The 15,361-nt window shown below is 58.3% G+C and carries 15 protein-coding genes; 11 read left to right on the plus strand and 4 right to left on the minus strand.

The genetic code is table 11. The annotated features are described in order from the left end of the window. Window positions 1–17: 17 nt before the first annotated feature. Together ACQKPS_RS19295 and ACQKPS_RS19300 are read left to right on the plus strand one after the other, a co-directional pair. On the plus strand, window positions 18–1,343 hold the full coding sequence (locus ACQKPS_RS19295) for an SDR family oxidoreductase (RefSeq protein ID WP_427605367.1): 1,326 nt from the start codon (window positions 18–20) through the stop codon (window positions 1,341–1,343). Window positions 1,344–1,390: 47 nt separating this feature from the next. Beyond that, window positions 1,391–1,930 carry a type 1 glutamine amidotransferase domain-containing protein gene (locus tag ACQKPS_RS19300; protein WP_176506724.1) on the plus strand — a complete coding sequence of 180 codons (540 nt, stop codon included), beginning with the start codon at window positions 1,391–1,393 and terminating at the stop codon, window positions 1,928–1,930. Between the two features lie 67 nt (window positions 1,931–1,997). Here the strand turns inward: ACQKPS_RS19300 and ACQKPS_RS19305 are convergent, their stop codons facing one another. Continuing rightward, window positions 1,998–2,522: a hypothetical protein gene (locus tag ACQKPS_RS19305; RefSeq protein WP_254480160.1), complete on the minus strand. Its 525-nt coding sequence runs from the start codon at window positions 2,520–2,522 to the stop codon at window positions 1,998–2,000. Between the two features lie 185 nt (window positions 2,523–2,707). Here ACQKPS_RS19305 and ACQKPS_RS19310 point away from each other — a divergent pair, with 185 nt between their 5' ends. Then, window positions 2,708–3,565: an SDR family oxidoreductase gene (locus ACQKPS_RS19310; RefSeq protein WP_283722884.1), complete on the plus strand. Its 858-nt coding sequence runs from the start codon at window positions 2,708–2,710 to the stop codon at window positions 3,563–3,565. A 38-nt stretch (window positions 3,566–3,603) separates the two neighbouring features. On the opposite strand, the gene ACQKPS_RS19315 is transcribed toward ACQKPS_RS19310, so the two are convergent. Further along, window positions 3,604–3,837: a PLD nuclease N-terminal domain-containing protein gene (locus ACQKPS_RS19315; protein ID WP_054887750.1), complete on the minus strand. Its 234-nt coding sequence runs from the start codon at window positions 3,835–3,837 to the stop codon at window positions 3,604–3,606. Window positions 3,838–4,043: 206 nt separating this feature from the next. Between ACQKPS_RS19315 and ACQKPS_RS19320 the strand changes: the two genes are divergently transcribed. The 3 genes from ACQKPS_RS19320 to ACQKPS_RS19330 all read left to right on the plus strand — a co-directional run bounded on the left by ACQKPS_RS19320 (window position 4,044) and on the right by ACQKPS_RS19330 (window position 5,518). Next, window positions 4,044–4,547 carry a CinA family protein gene (locus tag ACQKPS_RS19320; protein ID WP_254480162.1) on the plus strand — a complete coding sequence of 168 codons (504 nt, stop codon included), beginning with the start codon at window positions 4,044–4,046 and terminating at the stop codon, window positions 4,545–4,547. Between the two features lie 65 nt (window positions 4,548–4,612). Further along, the gene (locus ACQKPS_RS19325) at window positions 4,613–5,065 is read left to right on the plus strand and encodes a hypothetical protein (protein ID WP_254480163.1); all 453 of its coding nucleotides are present in this window, start codon (window positions 4,613–4,615) and stop codon (window positions 5,063–5,065) included. Between the two features lie 9 nt (window positions 5,066–5,074). Next, window positions 5,075–5,518 (plus strand): DUF421 domain-containing protein, encoded by a 444-nt coding sequence (locus ACQKPS_RS19330; RefSeq protein ID WP_283722886.1) that lies wholly within the window; start codon window positions 5,075–5,077, stop codon window positions 5,516–5,518. Between the two features lie 468 nt (window positions 5,519–5,986). Here the strand turns inward: ACQKPS_RS19330 and ACQKPS_RS19335 are convergent, their stop codons facing one another. Both ACQKPS_RS19335 and ACQKPS_RS19340 read right to left on the minus strand, forming a co-directional pair. After that, entirely contained in the window at window positions 5,987–7,222 is a 1,236-nt protein-coding gene (locus ACQKPS_RS19335) for an aromatic ring-hydroxylating oxygenase subunit alpha (protein ID WP_427605368.1), read from the minus strand. Between the two features lie 207 nt (window positions 7,223–7,429). Then, entirely contained in the window at window positions 7,430–8,413 is a 984-nt protein-coding gene (locus ACQKPS_RS19340; RefSeq protein ID WP_427605369.1) for a LysR family transcriptional regulator, read from the minus strand. Window positions 8,414–8,880: 467 nt separating this feature from the next. On the opposite strand from ACQKPS_RS19340, the gene ACQKPS_RS19345 reads away from it, so the two are divergent. The 5 genes from ACQKPS_RS19345 to ACQKPS_RS19365 all read left to right on the plus strand — a co-directional run bounded on the left by ACQKPS_RS19345 (window position 8,881) and on the right by ACQKPS_RS19365 (window position 15,257). Beyond that, complete coding sequence (locus tag ACQKPS_RS19345; protein ID WP_427605370.1) at window positions 8,881–9,894, plus strand: GlxA family transcriptional regulator; 1,014 nt, start codon at window positions 8,881–8,883, stop codon at window positions 9,892–9,894. A gap of 111 nt (window positions 9,895–10,005) precedes the next feature. Continuing rightward, entirely contained in the window at window positions 10,006–11,325 is a 1,320-nt protein-coding gene (locus ACQKPS_RS19350) for an NAD(P)/FAD-dependent oxidoreductase (protein ID WP_427605371.1), read from the plus strand. A gap of 139 nt (window positions 11,326–11,464) precedes the next feature. Next, window positions 11,465–12,793, plus strand: coding sequence for an MFS transporter (locus ACQKPS_RS19355; RefSeq protein ID WP_427605372.1), 1,329 nt, complete (start codon window positions 11,465–11,467; stop codon window positions 12,791–12,793). Between the two features lie 68 nt (window positions 12,794–12,861). Next, window positions 12,862–13,755: a dihydrodipicolinate synthase family protein gene (locus tag ACQKPS_RS19360; protein WP_427605373.1), complete on the plus strand. Its 894-nt coding sequence runs from the start codon at window positions 12,862–12,864 to the stop codon at window positions 13,753–13,755. A gap of 11 nt (window positions 13,756–13,766) precedes the next feature. Then, entirely contained in the window at window positions 13,767–15,257 is a 1,491-nt protein-coding gene (locus tag ACQKPS_RS19365) for an aldehyde dehydrogenase (RefSeq protein ID WP_427605374.1), read from the plus strand. Window positions 15,258–15,361 lie beyond the last annotated feature (104 nt).

Here is a 15,361-nt window from a genome sequence, read left to right on the forward strand (position 1 = left end):
GCACAGGAGCTTGCACCATGATTGATCAAGCGACAGGAATGAAGCCAGGTGAGCGTTACTGTGTCGAAAACATAGAGCGGGCCCATCAGTTCCCCGGTTTCTTTCAGGATGGCAAGTATTACCTGGGCCCGGAGCTGTTGACGGCGGTTGGATGGCTGGAGGGTGACCGGTTCATCTACGACAGTCTGGATGCTCAAGGAGAGCCCGTATTCCCCGATCGGGTGGCCGGCACCATCAGCAACCTGACATTGAACCTGGTGGACGGCACCGTGCTCCAGCTGTCGCCCATTGAAGTCAGTGAGACCTTCACGGCACCGATAGACCGCTCCGTTGCACCGGACCAGCCACCGCCGCTGACCGGCTCGCCGATCAAGGGCCCGCTGCGTGGCAAGGTGGTTGTGATCACTGGCGCGTCCAGCGGCATAGGGCGAGCCGCTGCCCATGCCTTTGCCTGTAAAGGCGCTCGTCTGGTGCTGGCGGCACGGGATGAGGAAGCGCTGTTTGAAACGCTGGACGAATGCACCGATTGCGGCACCGACGCGGTGGCCGTGACCACTGACATGACCCAGAGCGACCAGGTGCAAGCCTTGGCAGCCCGCGCCGCCGAGTTTGGCCATGGCCGCATAGACGTCTGGGTAAACAATGCAGGTGTGGGAGCGGTAGGCAGTTTCGAGGAAACACCGCTTGAAGCGCATGAGCAGGTGATCCAGACCGATTTGCTGGGCTACCTTCGAGGGGCCCACGTTGCGCTGCCCTACTTCAAGCAGCAAGGCAGCGGCACACTGATAAACACCCTGTCATTGGGCAGCTGGCTCGCCCAACCCTATGCCGCCGCCTATTCAGCCAGCAAGTTCGGCTTGCGCGGGCTCTCGGAGGCACTGCGGGGGGAGCTTACCGAGTACCCCGATATCCACGTCTGCGACATCTACCCCGCCGTGATGGATACCCCAGGCTTCCGCGATGGTGGCAACTACACCGGTCACGCCCTCAAACCGCCAGGGCCAATCTACGACCCGGAGCGGGTGGCCAAGGCCATGGTGGCCTGCGCGATCTCGCCTCGCGCCAGCACTACCGTCGGCGCAAGCGCCCGCATCGCCCATTTGGCCAGCTACCTGGTGCCCGGGCTACCGGCACTCTCCGGGTGGCTTGCCCGCAGGGGTCTGCTGCGCAGTCCCAGCGCAGAAAAGTCCTCAGGCAATCTGTTCGAGCCACCCAGTGGCCGTCGCAGTGTCGAAGGCGGATGGCGAACGCCAAAAGATAAAACCCCGCTCCTGCTCAGCGCAGCCGTTATCGGTTTCCTTACCGGCTTTGTCATTACCCATTCGCAGCGACGGCGAGGCTGAATGACCCCGCCAAACTGACCCCTACCATTGAGAACGGAGATTAAACGATGAGCACACAATTGAACGGCAAGCGCGTGGCCTTTCTGGTCACCGATGGTTTTGAACAGGTCGAGCTGACCGGGCCGCGTGACGCCTTGATAGAAAGCGGAGCTGTGGTGGACATCCTGGCTGACAAGGAAGGAACGGTACGCGGCTGGAACCACGACAAGCCCGCAGACGCGTTTGAGGTGGATGCCACCTTTGACAGTGCCCACCTCGATCTTTACGACGCCATCGTGTTGCCTGGCGGCGTACAGAATTCCGACACGATCCGGCTGATTCCGGGGGCACAGAAGCTGGTGAAAAGTCACCACTCGGCCGGCAAGCCGCTGGCGGTGATCTGCCACGGTGCCTGGCTGCTGGTGTCGACGGGCCTGACACAGGGCAAGCGGATGACCAGTTACAAGACATTGCAGGATGACATCCGCAACGCGGGTGGCAACTGGGTGGATGAGCAAGTGGTGGTGGATGGCAACCTGATCAGCAGCCGGCAGCCGGACGATATCCCGGCCTTCAATGAGCAATTGATCAAGGCCCTGGCCAGCTGAGCCCCTTATGCATTCGGCCCCTTGTCGTGCATGGCTTGCATCGGCAACGGGGCCTTGCCCTGCCGCTTCAAGCCAGCTGAATGTAGACCGAGTAGCTGCCCAGCACGATCCAGAAGCAAAGGAATATCCACGGCGTGCGCAAGGAAAACAGCAGCGATTTGCGGTGGCCTGCCTGCGAAGTCTCGACCTCGCAAAACAGCGGTGACTCGTCGTAAGCCAGCCCCATCAACGGTTCACTGCGCAGCAGATGGCTCTGTTTCAGCTGCCAGTGGTCAATGATGCGGTAGGCAGCGCGAATGCCCGGCCAGGCGTTGAGCGAACTCAGCACGCCAAGCAATGCGAGAAAGGCGGGCACGAGCAGGGTGAACATTTCTCCCCACCCTGGGTTGAGGTTGCCCATCGAGGACACGAACGCGATGACCAGGAACGACTGGGCCGCCAGGTAGGCGTCTGTCCGGTTGGCCAGGATGCTGGTCTCGTACTGGATTTCCTTGCGGTAGAAATCCAGGCGCTCCTTGGGCGAGCCGAACATCCTGGCGTTGCGCTCCTCCTGCTCGTGCTCAGGTGTGCTGGGCGTGATGATACGGGGCACTCGATTCCTCCTGGGTCAACTACTGAGAAGATTGGCTTCTCTGAGGTAGAGCTGAGCCCCTGTCGAAAATTCAGTGCAATTCGCAGCACACTCCGTCCGTCGCGGCGACAGCCAATTTCGTCCAACACTTTGCTTGGTGCTCTTTCAAACGGGTATGTCCATTCGTTAATGCAGGAGCTACCACCATGCGTGAATACCCCACCCCGCCCTTCCCTTCACAACCGCAAGCGGTGCCCGGCTCGCAGAGCCGGATGGATCCGTATCCGGACTGCGGCGAACAGACCTACACAGGGCATGACCGGCTTGCCGGCAAGGTTGCCTTGATCACCGGTGCCGACAGCGGCATAGGCCGCGCTGTGGCCATCGCCTACGCGCGCGAAGGCGCTGATGTCGCCATTGCCTACCTCGATGAGCATGACGATGCTCAAGAGACCGCCCGCTGGGTAGAGGCCGCGGGTCGCAAATGCCTTTTGCTCCCCGGTGACCTGGCGCAGAAGCAGCATTGCTATGACATCGTCGACAAGACCGTCGAACAGTTCGGCCGCATCGATGTGCTGGTCAACAACGCAGCGTTCCAGATGTCGCACGAAAGCCTCGATGAAATCGACGACGATGAATGGCAGATGACCTTCAACGTCAACATCACGGCCATCTTCCGCATCTGCCAACGGGCGTTGCCCTCGATGCCCAAAGGCAGTTCGATCATCAACACCAGCTCGGTGAATTCGGATGATCCTTCGCCGCAGCTGCTGGCGTATGCCACGACCAAAGGCGCCATCGCCAACTTCACGGCTGGCCTGGCCCAGTTGCTGGGCAAGAAGGGCATACGGGTGAACTGCGTGGCGCCGGGCCCGATCTGGACGCCTTTGATCCCCGCGACCATGCCGGATGAAGCGGTCAAGAACTTCGGCTCCAGCTACCCCATGGGACGGCCTGGCCAACCGGTCGAAGTCGCGCCGATTTACGTTCTGCTTGCCTCGGACGAGGCCAGCTATATCAGCGGGTCACGCTATGCCGTCACGGGTGGCAAGCCGATCCTCTAGCCAAAAAAAGGGCTCGCCTCGCGGCGAGCCCTGCCCCACTACCCTTTGCTGTGTTCGGGTGAGGTCGGCCCCGTGCCGCGCTTGATCCCGCGCGGGCCAGCGACGCCCCATATGGCCAGCCCGACGACGGGCAGCACGATGAGTATCAACGACCACATCACCTTGACTGCGTCAGATTTGTCGCTTCGAAACACACTGACAATCGCCCATAGATCGACCAGCAGAATGATGGCCGCCACGGCAATCCAGAAATACGTTGCGAGATCGCCCATTTGCCTGTCTCCATTGTTCCGTTTGAGAAGCCGCAGCGTTGATACCGGTTGATGCCGTAGGTCCGCTGCCCCTAAACAAGTGAAGGCAGCAAGCCGGACAAAGTTCAGGCCAGGTTTCAGGCTTGGGACAGGCGGATCGAACAATGGCTGAACCAATCGCGCCGAGGCTGCGTCAACAGCAAAAGAACAAGCGAGTCGAAACCTTCATGACGTCCGATCCTGTACTGGCCGCGATTGGCTATCTCAAAGACAACCAGTTGATTCTTTCCACGGCTGAGTCGTGCACGGCAGGTTGCATGGTCGCCATGTTGGCGGCGGTCCCGGGCACCGGCGAGGTGCTGGAAAGCGGCTATGTCGTGTATTCGCCCAGTGCAAAAAAGCGCTTGCTGGGCGTCAGTGGCGAAACGATCGAACGCTACGGGCTGACCAGCGAGCCAGTGGCCTGGGAAATGGCCCTGGGTGCGTTGCGAGACAGCGATGCCAACGTAGTGATTGCCACCACCGGCGTCGCAGGGCCCGGCCCTGAGTCCGGGGTGCCGCCCGGGACGATGTGCTTTGCCTGGGCCTTTGCCGGCGAACCTGTCGCGGTCTTTACCCGTACCCAGCGTTTCTTTGGCGAGCGGACGGAGGTGATGCGCCAGGGTGCGCAGTTCGGCCTGACGCGCCTGGCTCACTACCACCAGCGCTGGCTTCGCGGCGAACGTGCCTGAGGGCCAGTGCAATGGCGGACGATGAGCTGTGGTCCAGGCGTCACCCCGTCCAGGAGAACATGCGGATGCAGCGCCGCGTCTGGCGCTTTGAACGTGTGGGCTGGTATGTGCTGGTGGTGATCGTCTTGCTTGCCTTGGCCGGGCTGTTTGGTAACGGCCCGTTGAGCGATGCCGAGGCGCTGAGCCAGGATGGCCGCTTGAAGGTCGAATACCAGCGCCTCAGCCGCAGCGGCACGACCGACAGCCTGTTCATCACCGTCCAAGGCGTACCGGGCAAACCGGTGAGGGTCGAACTGGCAGGGCCACTGCTTCGCGAAGCCAGTATCGAGACGATGCAGCCCGAGCCGCAGGTTTCGATGTCCCATGGCTCCGCCCTGCTCTTGCAACTGGGTACGACCAATGACGGCGTGGCCACCCTGTACCTGACGCTACGCAGCGAGCACGTTGGTACTTTGCAAGGCATCGTGAGGGCAGGCTCGCAGACTGAGGTCCATTTCTCCACCTTCCTCTACCCCTAGGAGTGCGTCATGGATTCGATCCTCCGCGCAGCCGGGATGTACCTCGCCCTGATGCTGCTGTTCCGCGTAGCCGGGCGGCGCTCGCTGGCCGACCTGACCACCTTCGACTTCGTCTTGCTGCTGATCATTGGCGAGGCGACCCAGCAGGCGCTGCTGGGCGAGGACTTTTCCTTCACCAATGCCATGCTGGTGATCGCCACATTGATCGTGCTGGATGTTGGCCTGTCGCTGGCCAAACTGAACGCCCGCCCCCTTGCACGCTTGCTGGATGGCCATGCAACCCTGGTGGTCGAGCATGGGCAATTTCTGCACCAGCGAATGCGCCGAGCCCGGTTGACCGAGGACGACATTCTGGAATCAGCTCGCGACAGCCAAGGACTGGAATCGGTGCAACAGATCAAGTTTGCGATCGTGGAGCGAAACGGAAAAATATCGATAATCGCAAACGAATGACTGCCTCCGGTTATCGCATCAATATCGCTTGATGGGCCTCTATGGTAGGGACCGCTGCGACATCACGACACGTCCCAAGCCAGTGTCTCATCTTTTCCGCATCGAAGATCTGGCCCTCCTCCATCATCGAGGCAATGAGCGCCTGGGACATTCGGTAACACCCACAGCGGGGGCAGTTCCGCTCTTCCCAGCCGACCGTACATTGAACAGATACCGCACTTCCTGCGCAGATAAGGCAGCTCATATAGCCCCCGTATTTATTTTGGTTGGAAATAACATGGATCTAACGCAAACCATGAGAATTCCATGCCATTTATTGCATAGAGACGAGTGGCATTTGCCGGAGGCGTGTGGATACCACCGAGATACCTGATGTGGTTAACCCTGACTGGGAACGCTTCAAAGGTATAGCCATACCGCCGGAACAAACGAAAACGGCGCCCGAAGGCGCCGTTGCAGGGACGTGGATCAGCCTACCGATTTCAACTGCGGGCGCCCTTCCAGGCGCTCCAGCATGGTCGCGCAATACCAGTCGTCGAACTGGCAAACACCGTTCTCGGCGTTTTCCGAGAAAGGCCCTGCCTCATAGGCTGGCGAAGAAACGCCCGCAAAGGTACCTTCCACCAGGCGTCGATCCTGATCATTGGTAGCCAACCAGACTTTGGTCAGGCGATCCAGATCGTAGTCCACACCTTCAACAGCAGACTCCGGCACCAACCATTTGGTAGTCACCAGGGTCTCGCCAGGCCCGATAGGCAGAACACGGAAGCTCAGCGCGTGGTCGCCCAGAAAGTGGTTCCAGGTCGACGGGTAGTTGAAGTAAAGCAGAGCGCCAATGTCCGGCTCACCGCTCTTGTCCAGTCGACCCGCCACTGCCGGCTTCCCGTCCATGGTGTAGCTGACCGCGCCGGCGGAGAGCGGGATGCGAGTCATACGGAAGCGACCCAGCGGATCCATGTTCAGCCGGCTTGGCATGCCAGCCGCTTCGCAGCGATCCCAGTGGGCAACGAGCTCCGGATCGTCATCACCGCCAACACCTGCTACCGACAGGTTCTCAACAAATGAGTTGAGCAACTCTGGGTGCGTACCGTCGCAGTGGTAGCATTCACGATTGTTTTCGAAGACCAGCTTCCAGTTGCCCTTTTCGATCAGGTTCGATTCGAAGGCGACCTTGCAGTTTTCCAGGAAGTGCGGCGCGATGAACGGGGTCACGGCTGCACGGAAGCTGGCGAAATCGGGCGCGACTTCTGCGACGCACACATAGATGTAGGTATGTACCACCTCGACATGGACGGTCTTCAGACCGTAGTTCGAGCGATCGAAGTCATTGCCCATGTTGCCTGCGTAGATCAGATTGCCGTCGAGCTCGAATGTCCATTTATGGTAGGGGCAGACCAGCTTCGCCACCTTGCCGCTCGCATGTTCGCAGACCTTGGCACCACGGTGGCGGCAGGCGTTATGAAAGGCGCGAACTTCACCCTCCTTGCCACGGACAACGGCAACCGGGTAATCGCCGATCTGAAGGGTAAAATACTGGCCCGTCTTTGGGATTTCAAAGGTGTGCCCGGCAAATACCCAGTCTTTATGCCAGATGTGTTCGAGGTCCTGACGATAAACCTCAGGGTCGAAATAAAGCTCCCGTGGCAATACATGGCGAGGCTTGCGTTGTTTGATCAGGCTAATGACGGATTCGTTGCTATTCATTATTTGTCCTCCCTGTACCCTACCCGTTCAGGCAGGCACAAACGACTGAAACATTGTTCTTGTTAAGGGTCTTACGCAGCGCCCAAGCAAAGACATAGCGCCCCGTTAATAAACGGATCAGGGGCGCAGCGAAGCTTGCGCACAGGGTAATGCGGTGCTCAGCAACTACTCAAGCTACATTTTCTGGCTGAAATCGATAATGTCCGGTTATGCATTTCTCGCTTGAACCTTCCACCATGAAAACTTGGTCATTATCCAATCCCTGACTCTGGCACAGGCATCTTTGGCGACCGTGTCTTCACGACACGCCAGGTAATGAAGGCTGTTCCGCAGCGTGACCTGTTCTTTAACAGGTTTCACCAGCCGTCCAGACTCCACCATGTGCGCCACCAAGTGGTTCCAGCCCAACGAAACACCCTGATTTGAAAGCACCATATTAACAATCAGGTTGTAATCGTTGGCATGGAAAATCGGTGGCCCCTCGGAAGATCTTTCGTCGATATCAACATTCTGAAACGCCAGCCATACACTCCAGTCGACATGCTCAGCCACGCCCGACCTGCCGTAAGGACTTAAATCCAGAAGCTCAGCACTGCGCAGACCTTCCAACGTTGTTATTTCAGGATGGCGCTCAAGATACGCAGGCGAACACACCGGATAAATCACGTCATGGCAGAGCGGATACACTTTATAGCCATCACCGACATTGACGAATTTCGAGATGACAATGTCAGGCTCGACACCCGGTTCTCGCGCATGAAAATTCTGCGTGGTAATCAAATTAAGCTCGATATCCGGGTTTTTCGAACGAAAGTCCTGAATATGGTTTGAAAGCCAAAGTGCGGAGAATGCGGGGGAACACGATATTGTCAGGACATGCTTATCAACAGGCGCATTCCTGATACGCTCTGCAGCCTGAGCGATATTGACGAAAGAAATTTGCGAAGCATCGAAAAACACCGCCCCCGCCGGCGTGAGCTCAACGGTGCGCCCTACCCGAATGAACAGTGGAGCGTTGAGGTACTCCTCAAGCTCGCGGATCTGACGACTGATGGCGGCCTGTGACACGCACAACGCTTCCGCTGCGCGGGTAAAACTTTGGTACTTCGCCGCCGCCACAAAGGCTTTCACTGCCCTCAGGGAAGGCATTTTGAGGAGCAGCGTATCTGGATCGACATGCTTCTGCGACATTCTTCGTAACGCTCCCCAACTACACGAATCGACAGTTGACCATGCTACGCCCAGGCCGAACAAAGCACAGCGGCAAAAAAATTCTGGCTGGCATAACCTTAAGTTATACGAGAGCCCTGACACACTGGCAAGATCGCGCTCAATCTTAATCCGCGTTTTAAGAAGACGCCACCAGACATTGACTTCAACAAACGCCTGAGTGCAATCCAGTTAGAATGTCAGCGGCGAGTTCATTACACCGCGTATGACACAAAAAGGAGCCGTCGTTGAGCTTTGCGCATTACCCTGCTTTCCTTGAAAACAGGACTGATAACGTCACGTTATCCAAAAATACCCAGAAAAGTAGTTGGACTGGGTCAGGGGGCAATCATAAGCTGACACTCACCTGATGATTTGATTTCATCGTTCAACAGCACATCAATAAAACCGTCAAGTCAAGCATTTGGCTTGGGCTGCCAGGTGCCCCAATGAAAATAATTACAAGAGAATTCAGCCGTACTTTTGCCGACCGCAACTTGGGGTTCATTCCTCAAGCGCGAGGTGACCGTGAGCCTTCTCGAGTGGGCTTTCTTTTGCTCGAAAACTTCTCGCTGCCCTGCTTTACCCAGGCATTGGATGTACTGGTTACAGCAAATCTTATTTCTCAGGGCGCGGTACGCATACACACGTTCAGCCACAACCACGCTGAAGTCATGAGCGACCTGGGTATTCCCATCCGTCCCGATACCCCGCTCACGGACCTTCGTCTGTCCGACCTCGACCTTATTATCATATGTGGCGGACTTCGGGTTGCCCGCTCGTTGCCTGGCTGGCTATCGTCACTGCTTAAAAAGATCTCGAAGCTTCCTATTGCTCTCGGCGGCCTATGGAATGGCGCTTGGTACCTTGGCGCTGCCGGGCTGCTTGATGGTTATCGCTGCGCTATTCATGCGGAGCAACGCACCGCCCTGGCTGAACGAGCGCCGTACGCGCTTGTATCTCAAGAACCCTTGGAACTCGACCGGAACCGTATGACATCAGCCACGCCAAGTGGCGCATTTGACATGATGATCCGCTGGCTAGGTTATGGTGTACGTGCCGAGTTGGCCAATGCCGTCCTGGATACGCTTGACTCTGACCAAAGCAAACATCGGTCGTTTCAGAAACCCCAGCATCCCAAGGTGAGCAAGCCCTTGCGTGAAGTGATCACGTTGATGGAGTCGAATCTTGAGGAGCCGCTGAGTCAAGTTCAACTTGCCCAGTTGGTAGGTCTTTCTGTCAGACAAATACAAAGACTATTCAAGTACCAACTGAGCACCACCGCTCAAAAATATTACTTCCAACTCAGAATCACCGAAGCTCGCCGACTCCTACAGAATTCCAACACCTCGATATTTGATGTGTCGATCGCATGCGGTTTTGTCTCATGCACCCATTTCAGCCGGTCTTACAGAGCTTTTTTTGGGCATCCCCCTTCTAAAGAGATCCGCTATGAGATGTAGCGAGCAGACCTTCGCCGCCAAGGGATTGGCATGCCACACGGCCATATGGTCGAGATCGCGTTATCAACACCGTCAGTGTTTTGCTCAAGCCTATATCTCAGGGTCATCAAAATGACAAAAATCACTTCTTTACCCGCCGATGACAACACATGCGGTTGGTACCACTTGAGCAAAGGGCGTCGCGTCCAGCCCCCACACCAGGGCACCTCCAGCGTGCGGTGGGCCATCGTTGGAGCGGGCTTTACCGGTCTTGCCGTGGCTCGACAACTCGCGCTGAATTTTCCCGACGATCAGATCGCACTCATCGAGGCTCAAGAGGTCGGGCTGGGCTCTTCGGGTCGAAACGCAGGGTTTGCCATTGATCTGCCGCATGACATCGGGGCGGATGACTACATCGGGGATATCGATGTGGCGAAGACGACCATGAAGATCAACCAGTTCGGTCAGAATTCTCTGAAGGAACTGGTCAGCCAGTTCAACATCGACTGCCAGATGACGCACTGTGGCAAATATCAAGCCGCCGTGGAGTCCCGAGGTATTGCAGTGTTGAACGCATACCGCAGCGGCCTGGACAAGCTCGGACAGCCCTACGAGATGATCGAAGCCGACGCGTTGCCCGAGCACATCGGTACCCGTTTTTACCGCAAGGCACTCTTCACCCCTGGCACCTCCCTTGTTCAGCCTTCGGCGCTGGTGAAAGGCTTGGCAGACTCACTGCCCGCCAATGTCGTGCTGTATGAAAACACGCCGATTACCGATGTCGAATACGGGGAAAAGGTTGTCCTTCGCCATCAGAACGGCGCCATCACAGCTAACAAACTGATCCTCAGCAACAACGCGTTTGGCATGCATTTTGGCTTCCTCAAAGGCCGCATGCTACCGGTATTCACATACGGCAGCCTCACCCGTCCGTTGTCCGATGAAGAGCAGGCGGCGCTAGGAGGGAAACCGTTTTGGGGAGTGATCCCCGCCGATCCCTTTGGCACCACTGTCAGGCGGACACCCGACAATCGCATCCTGATCCGCAATAGCTTCAGCTTCAACGCCGATGGCAGGAGCAACAGCAAGTACGCTGCGCGGTTCGTCAACAGGCACCGCGAGTCGTTCGCCCGCCGGTTCCCGATGCTTCCCAACGTCAACCTTGAATATACCTGGGGCGGCGCCCTCGCATTGTCGCGAAACCATGAGGGGTACTTTGGCCGGTTGGCGCCGAACGTTTATGGGGTTCTGTGCTGCAACGGTCTGGGCGTGACGCGTGGTACCGCTACGGGAAAATTGATGGCTGACTGGCTCGCTGGTCAAAGCAACGAACTCATCGAGTTTTTGCTGAGATCCCCCGGCCCCTGCGCCAACCCACCGGAGCCATTGGTCTCGATGGGCGTGAACTTGAACCTGATGTGGGGGCAATACAAAGCAGGCGTTGAAGCATAAGCGCAGATCCCAGGTACAGGCCTAGCTCCATAACAAAAATAATCAAACCATCGCTCACTGAATTTTTTGAGAGGGTTCCCGACCCCTTTTCGCGGAGTCGCGCTGCCAACATTCAAAAGTTTTTTATCAGGAGAGAACAATGACAAGTCCTAGTACCTCAATCGAGGATGTACCGCTTAACCGGTTCCACCAGTTACTCACGCTCCGCTCCGGTGGGGGCTCGTTTGTGGACGGTTACGTGCTGAGTATCATCGGTGTGGCTTTGGCTCACATTACGATATCGCTTTCTCTGGACAGCTTCTGGGAAGGCCTCATCGCCGCATCGGCACTGATCGGCATCTTTTTCGGCGGGTTCCTTGGCGGCTGGTTGACTGATCGGCTTGGCCGCAAGCGCTTGTTTTTCGTAGGGCCCACCCTTTTTATTCTCGCCTCCATCGCTCAGTTCTGGGCCGATTCAGCTGAAGCGATTTTTATTCTGCGCCTTGTCATCGGCATCGCAGTAGGCATCGAATACCCCGTCGCCACATCGCTGCTGGTGGAATTCATGCCAAAGCAGTATCGCGGCCCACGGCTCGCGATGCTGACGATCCTTTGGTTCGCCGGCGCTGCGGCTGCCTACATCGTAGGTGAGCTGATATTGCGCACAGGTGGTGAGCAAGCCTGGCGTTGGGTGTTGGCCAGTTCAGCGATCATCGGCCTGGCCCTGTTCATCGTCCGCGTAGGCACACCTGAGTCGCCACGGTGGCTACTGAGCAAAGGACGCGATCATGAAGCCGAGCAGGTCGTAAAAAGTGTTTATGGCAACGATTTCTGCCTGAAGAACCTTCCAGAAGAAAGCCCAAACTACAAGATCAATGTCTGGAGCCTGATCTATTCGGGCTACTCCAAGCGAATGCTGTTCATCATCGTCTTCTGGACGTGCTGCATTGTGCCCCTCTTTGCCGTTTACGCCTTTGCTCCAAAAGTGCTTGCAGCGATGCAAGTCAAAGGCGATAGCGCTTCAATCGGGTCGATTCTGATCACCCTCTTCTTCGTCGTAGGGTGCGTGGTTTCAACCAAGCTGATCAACGTGGTGGGGCGCCGCAATTTGCTGCTCTGCAGTTTCGCGGTATCGGGCCTCGCCTTGCTGGGCCTGGGAGCGTCCGATGACAGCGCCGGCGCCTGGATCCTGGCGTTCTTCGCCATCTACGCGCTGTTCATCGGCGGTGCACAGGTGCTCACGCTTGTCTATCCGAACGAGATTTTCCCAACCGAGATTCGCGCCTTCGCGGTGGGCGCTGGCACCTCGATCTCTCGTATCGGCGCAGCAGTGGGCACCTACCTGGTACCCATGTCCCTCGCCTCGCTTGGCATCGCACAGACGATGTACGTGGCCGCAGGCATCACCTTTTTCGGTCTGCTCCTGTCTTGGATGCTGGCCCCGGAAACACGCTCGCTGAACCTGCAACAGGCAGCATCGCTTGGCTAATGAAGTCAGTGCCTGGCGTGGAAGCCGGGCATTGAGTGGTTTGTGGTGATAATAATCGGAGCAGCATCATGAAATTCGAAGGCATCTACACCCCTGCAGTGACCCCACTCGCCGCAGACGGCTCGATCGATAAGGCGGCATTCGCTGAAGTACTCGAATACCTGGTCGACTCGAGGGTTCACGGCGTCATCATCGGCGGTTCGACCGGCGAGTACTACGCACACACCACCCAAGAGCGTATCGAACTGGCCGCCCAGGCCAAGGACGTGCTGAACGGCCGCCTGCCGCTGATCGTTGGCACGGGTGGCATCCGCACCGAAGATGCGGTGGCCTTCGCCCAGCACGCCAAGGAAATCAAGGCCGACGCGCTGCTGATTGGCACCCCGCCCTATGCGCTGCCAACCCAGCAGGAAATCGCCCTGCACGTCAAAGCGGTCGACGCCGCCGCGGGCCTGCCGATCATGCTCTACAACTACCCAGGCCGCATGAGTGTGAGCATGGGCGAGGAGTTCTTCGACGCCGTCGCCGACGTGAAGAACATCGTCGCCATCAAGGAAAGCTCCGGGGACATGGCCCAGCTGCACCGCCTGGCCATCCAGCGCCCGAACATCCAGCTCTCCTGCGGCTGGGACGATCAGGCCTTGGAATTCTTCGCCTGGGGCGCAAAGAGCTGGGTCTGCGCCGGTTCCAACTTCATCCCGCGTGAGCACGTCGCCCTGTACGAAGCCTGCGTGATCGAAAAGAACTTCGATAAAGGCCGCAAAATCATGGCCGCGATGATGCCGCTCATGGACTTCCTCGAAGGTGGCAAGTTCGTCCAGTCGATCAAGTACGGAGTCGCCCTCAACGGTCTGAACACGGGTGGCGTGCGCAAGCCGCTCCACGACCTGGACGCTGCTGAGAAGGCAGCGCTGCAACGTGTGGTCGGTGAACTGAAAGCCACCATCGCCCAGATCAAATAAGGAGACTGGAAATGGCTGAATTGCTGAGCAAGGCACAATACGCGGCCATCGCCGCCGACCTGCAACTGCGCACCAAGGCATTCATCGACGGTGAATTCCGGGATGCCATCTCCGGTCGCACCTTCGTCACCACCAACCCGGCCACCGGCAGGCAGCTGGCCGAGATCGCCGCCTGCGACGTCAACGATGTCAACGTCGCGGTGGCTGCGGCCAAGCGCGTGTTCGAAGAAGGCACCTGGTCGAAGATGCAACCGAACGACCGCAAGCACGTGCTGCAGAAGTTCGCCCAGCTGCTGGAAGACAACGCCCACGAGCTGGCGGTGCTGGAAGCGCTGGACAGCGGCAAGCCGGTCAGCGAGTGCCAGACGGTGGACGTGCCGGAAACCATCCACACCATTCGCTGGCACGCCGAGCTCATCGACAAGATCTACGACGCCACCGCCCCGACCGGCAATGCTGCCGTGACCATGGTGGTGCGTGAAGCCATCGGTGTGGTCGGCCTGGTGCTGCCGTGGAACTTCCCGCTGCTGATGCTGGCCTGGAAGATCGCCCCGTCGCTGGCTGCCGGTTGCTCGATCGTGGTCAAACCGGCCAAGGAAACCACCCTCAGCGCGCTGCGCGTGGCCGAGCTGGCGCATGAGGCGGGCATTCCTGCGGGCGTGTTCAACCTGGTGCCAGGCGGTGGCCGTGAGGTGGGCGAGGCTATCGGCCGCCACATGGACATCCCGATGGTCAGCTTCACCGGCTCCACCGACACCGGCCGGCTGTTCCTGAAATACGCTGCTGAGTCCAACCTCAAGCGCATCGTCCTGGAGCTGGGTGGCAAGAACCCCGCAGTAGTGATGAATGACTGCGAAGACCTGGACGAAGTGGCCCAGTTCGTCACCGCCGGTGCGTTCTGGAACATGGGCGAGAACTGCTCGGCCTCCTCGCGCCTGATCGTTCACAAGGACGTCAAGGACGAGCTGCTGCGCCTGATCCCCAAGCACCTGAAGGACTGGAAACTGGGCGACCCGCTCGACCCGGACAACCGCTTGGGCGCGATGGTCAGCAAGTCGCACTTCGAGAAGGTCAAGTCGTATCTCGAATACGCTGCCGAGCAGAACCTCAGCATCGTCCAGGGCGGCGAAACCGAGGAAGGCGTGTTCGTGCAGCCGACCATCGTCGACAATGTTGGCCGCGACAACAAGCTGTTCGTCGAGGAAATCTTTGGCCCGGTGCTGAGCGTGACCAGCTTCGAGACCATCGACGAGGCGATCGAGCTGGCCAACGACACCGTTTACGGCCTGGCCGCGTCGGCCTACACCGGTAGCCTGCGCAATGCGCTGCGCCTGTCGCGAGAAATCCGCGCCGGCGTGGTGACCGTGAACTGCTTCGGCGAGGGCGATGTGACCACGCCGTTCGGTGGCTACAAGGAGTCTGGCTTTGGTGGACGCGACAAGTCCATCTGGGCCCACGACCAGTACACGGAGCTGAAGACCATCTGGATCAACGCTTCGTAAAAGAGCAGTACCGGTGCTGTTCTGACGGAGTTCAGCACCCCAAGGGCCACTGCCTCATGTGGGCAGTGGCCCTTCCCTTACTGTTCGTTTAGTTACCTGCGACC

The organism is Pseudomonas sp. NPDC086566, assembly GCF_050280885.1.
In the GTDB taxonomy this organism is placed as follows: Bacteria; Pseudomonadota; Gammaproteobacteria; order Pseudomonadales; family Pseudomonadaceae; genus Aquipseudomonas; species Aquipseudomonas vlassakiae.

Excerpts from the sequence above, each read along its gene's own strand:
- ACQKPS_RS19350 (WP_427605371.1), top strand. The coding sequence starts at position 10,006 with ATGACAAAAATCACTTCTTTACCCGCCGATGACAACACATGCGGTTGG.
- ACQKPS_RS19325 (WP_254480163.1), top strand. The coding sequence starts at position 4,613 with ATGCAGCGCCGCGTCTGGCGCTTTGAACGTGTGGGCTGGTATGTGCTG.
- ACQKPS_RS19330 (WP_283722886.1), top strand. The coding sequence starts at position 5,075 with ATGGATTCGATCCTCCGCGCAGCCGGGATGTACCTCGCCCTGATGCTG.
- ACQKPS_RS19295 (WP_427605367.1), top strand. The coding sequence starts at position 18 with ATGATTGATCAAGCGACAGGAATGAAGCCAGGTGAGCGTTACTGTGTC.
- ACQKPS_RS19335 (WP_427605368.1), bottom strand. The coding sequence starts at position 7,222 with ATGAATAGCAACGAATCCGTCATTAGCCTGATCAAACAACGCAAGCCT.
- ACQKPS_RS19345 (WP_427605370.1), top strand. The coding sequence starts at position 8,881 with ATGAAAATAATTACAAGAGAATTCAGCCGTACTTTTGCCGACCGCAAC.
- ACQKPS_RS19365 (WP_427605374.1), top strand. The coding sequence starts at position 13,767 with ATGGCTGAATTGCTGAGCAAGGCACAATACGCGGCCATCGCCGCCGAC.
- ACQKPS_RS19360 (WP_427605373.1), top strand. The coding sequence starts at position 12,862 with ATGAAATTCGAAGGCATCTACACCCCTGCAGTGACCCCACTCGCCGCA.
- ACQKPS_RS19355 (WP_427605372.1), top strand. The coding sequence starts at position 11,465 with ATGACAAGTCCTAGTACCTCAATCGAGGATGTACCGCTTAACCGGTTC.
- ACQKPS_RS19320 (WP_254480162.1), top strand. The coding sequence starts at position 4,044 with ATGACGTCCGATCCTGTACTGGCCGCGATTGGCTATCTCAAAGACAAC.
- ACQKPS_RS19300 (WP_176506724.1), top strand. The coding sequence starts at position 1,391 with ATGAGCACACAATTGAACGGCAAGCGCGTGGCCTTTCTGGTCACCGAT.
- ACQKPS_RS19340 (WP_427605369.1), bottom strand. The coding sequence starts at position 8,413 with ATGTCGCAGAAGCATGTCGATCCAGATACGCTGCTCCTCAAAATGCCT.
- ACQKPS_RS19310 (WP_283722884.1), top strand. The coding sequence starts at position 2,708 with ATGCGTGAATACCCCACCCCGCCCTTCCCTTCACAACCGCAAGCGGTG.
- ACQKPS_RS19315 (WP_054887750.1), bottom strand. The coding sequence starts at position 3,837 with ATGGGCGATCTCGCAACGTATTTCTGGATTGCCGTGGCGGCCATCATT.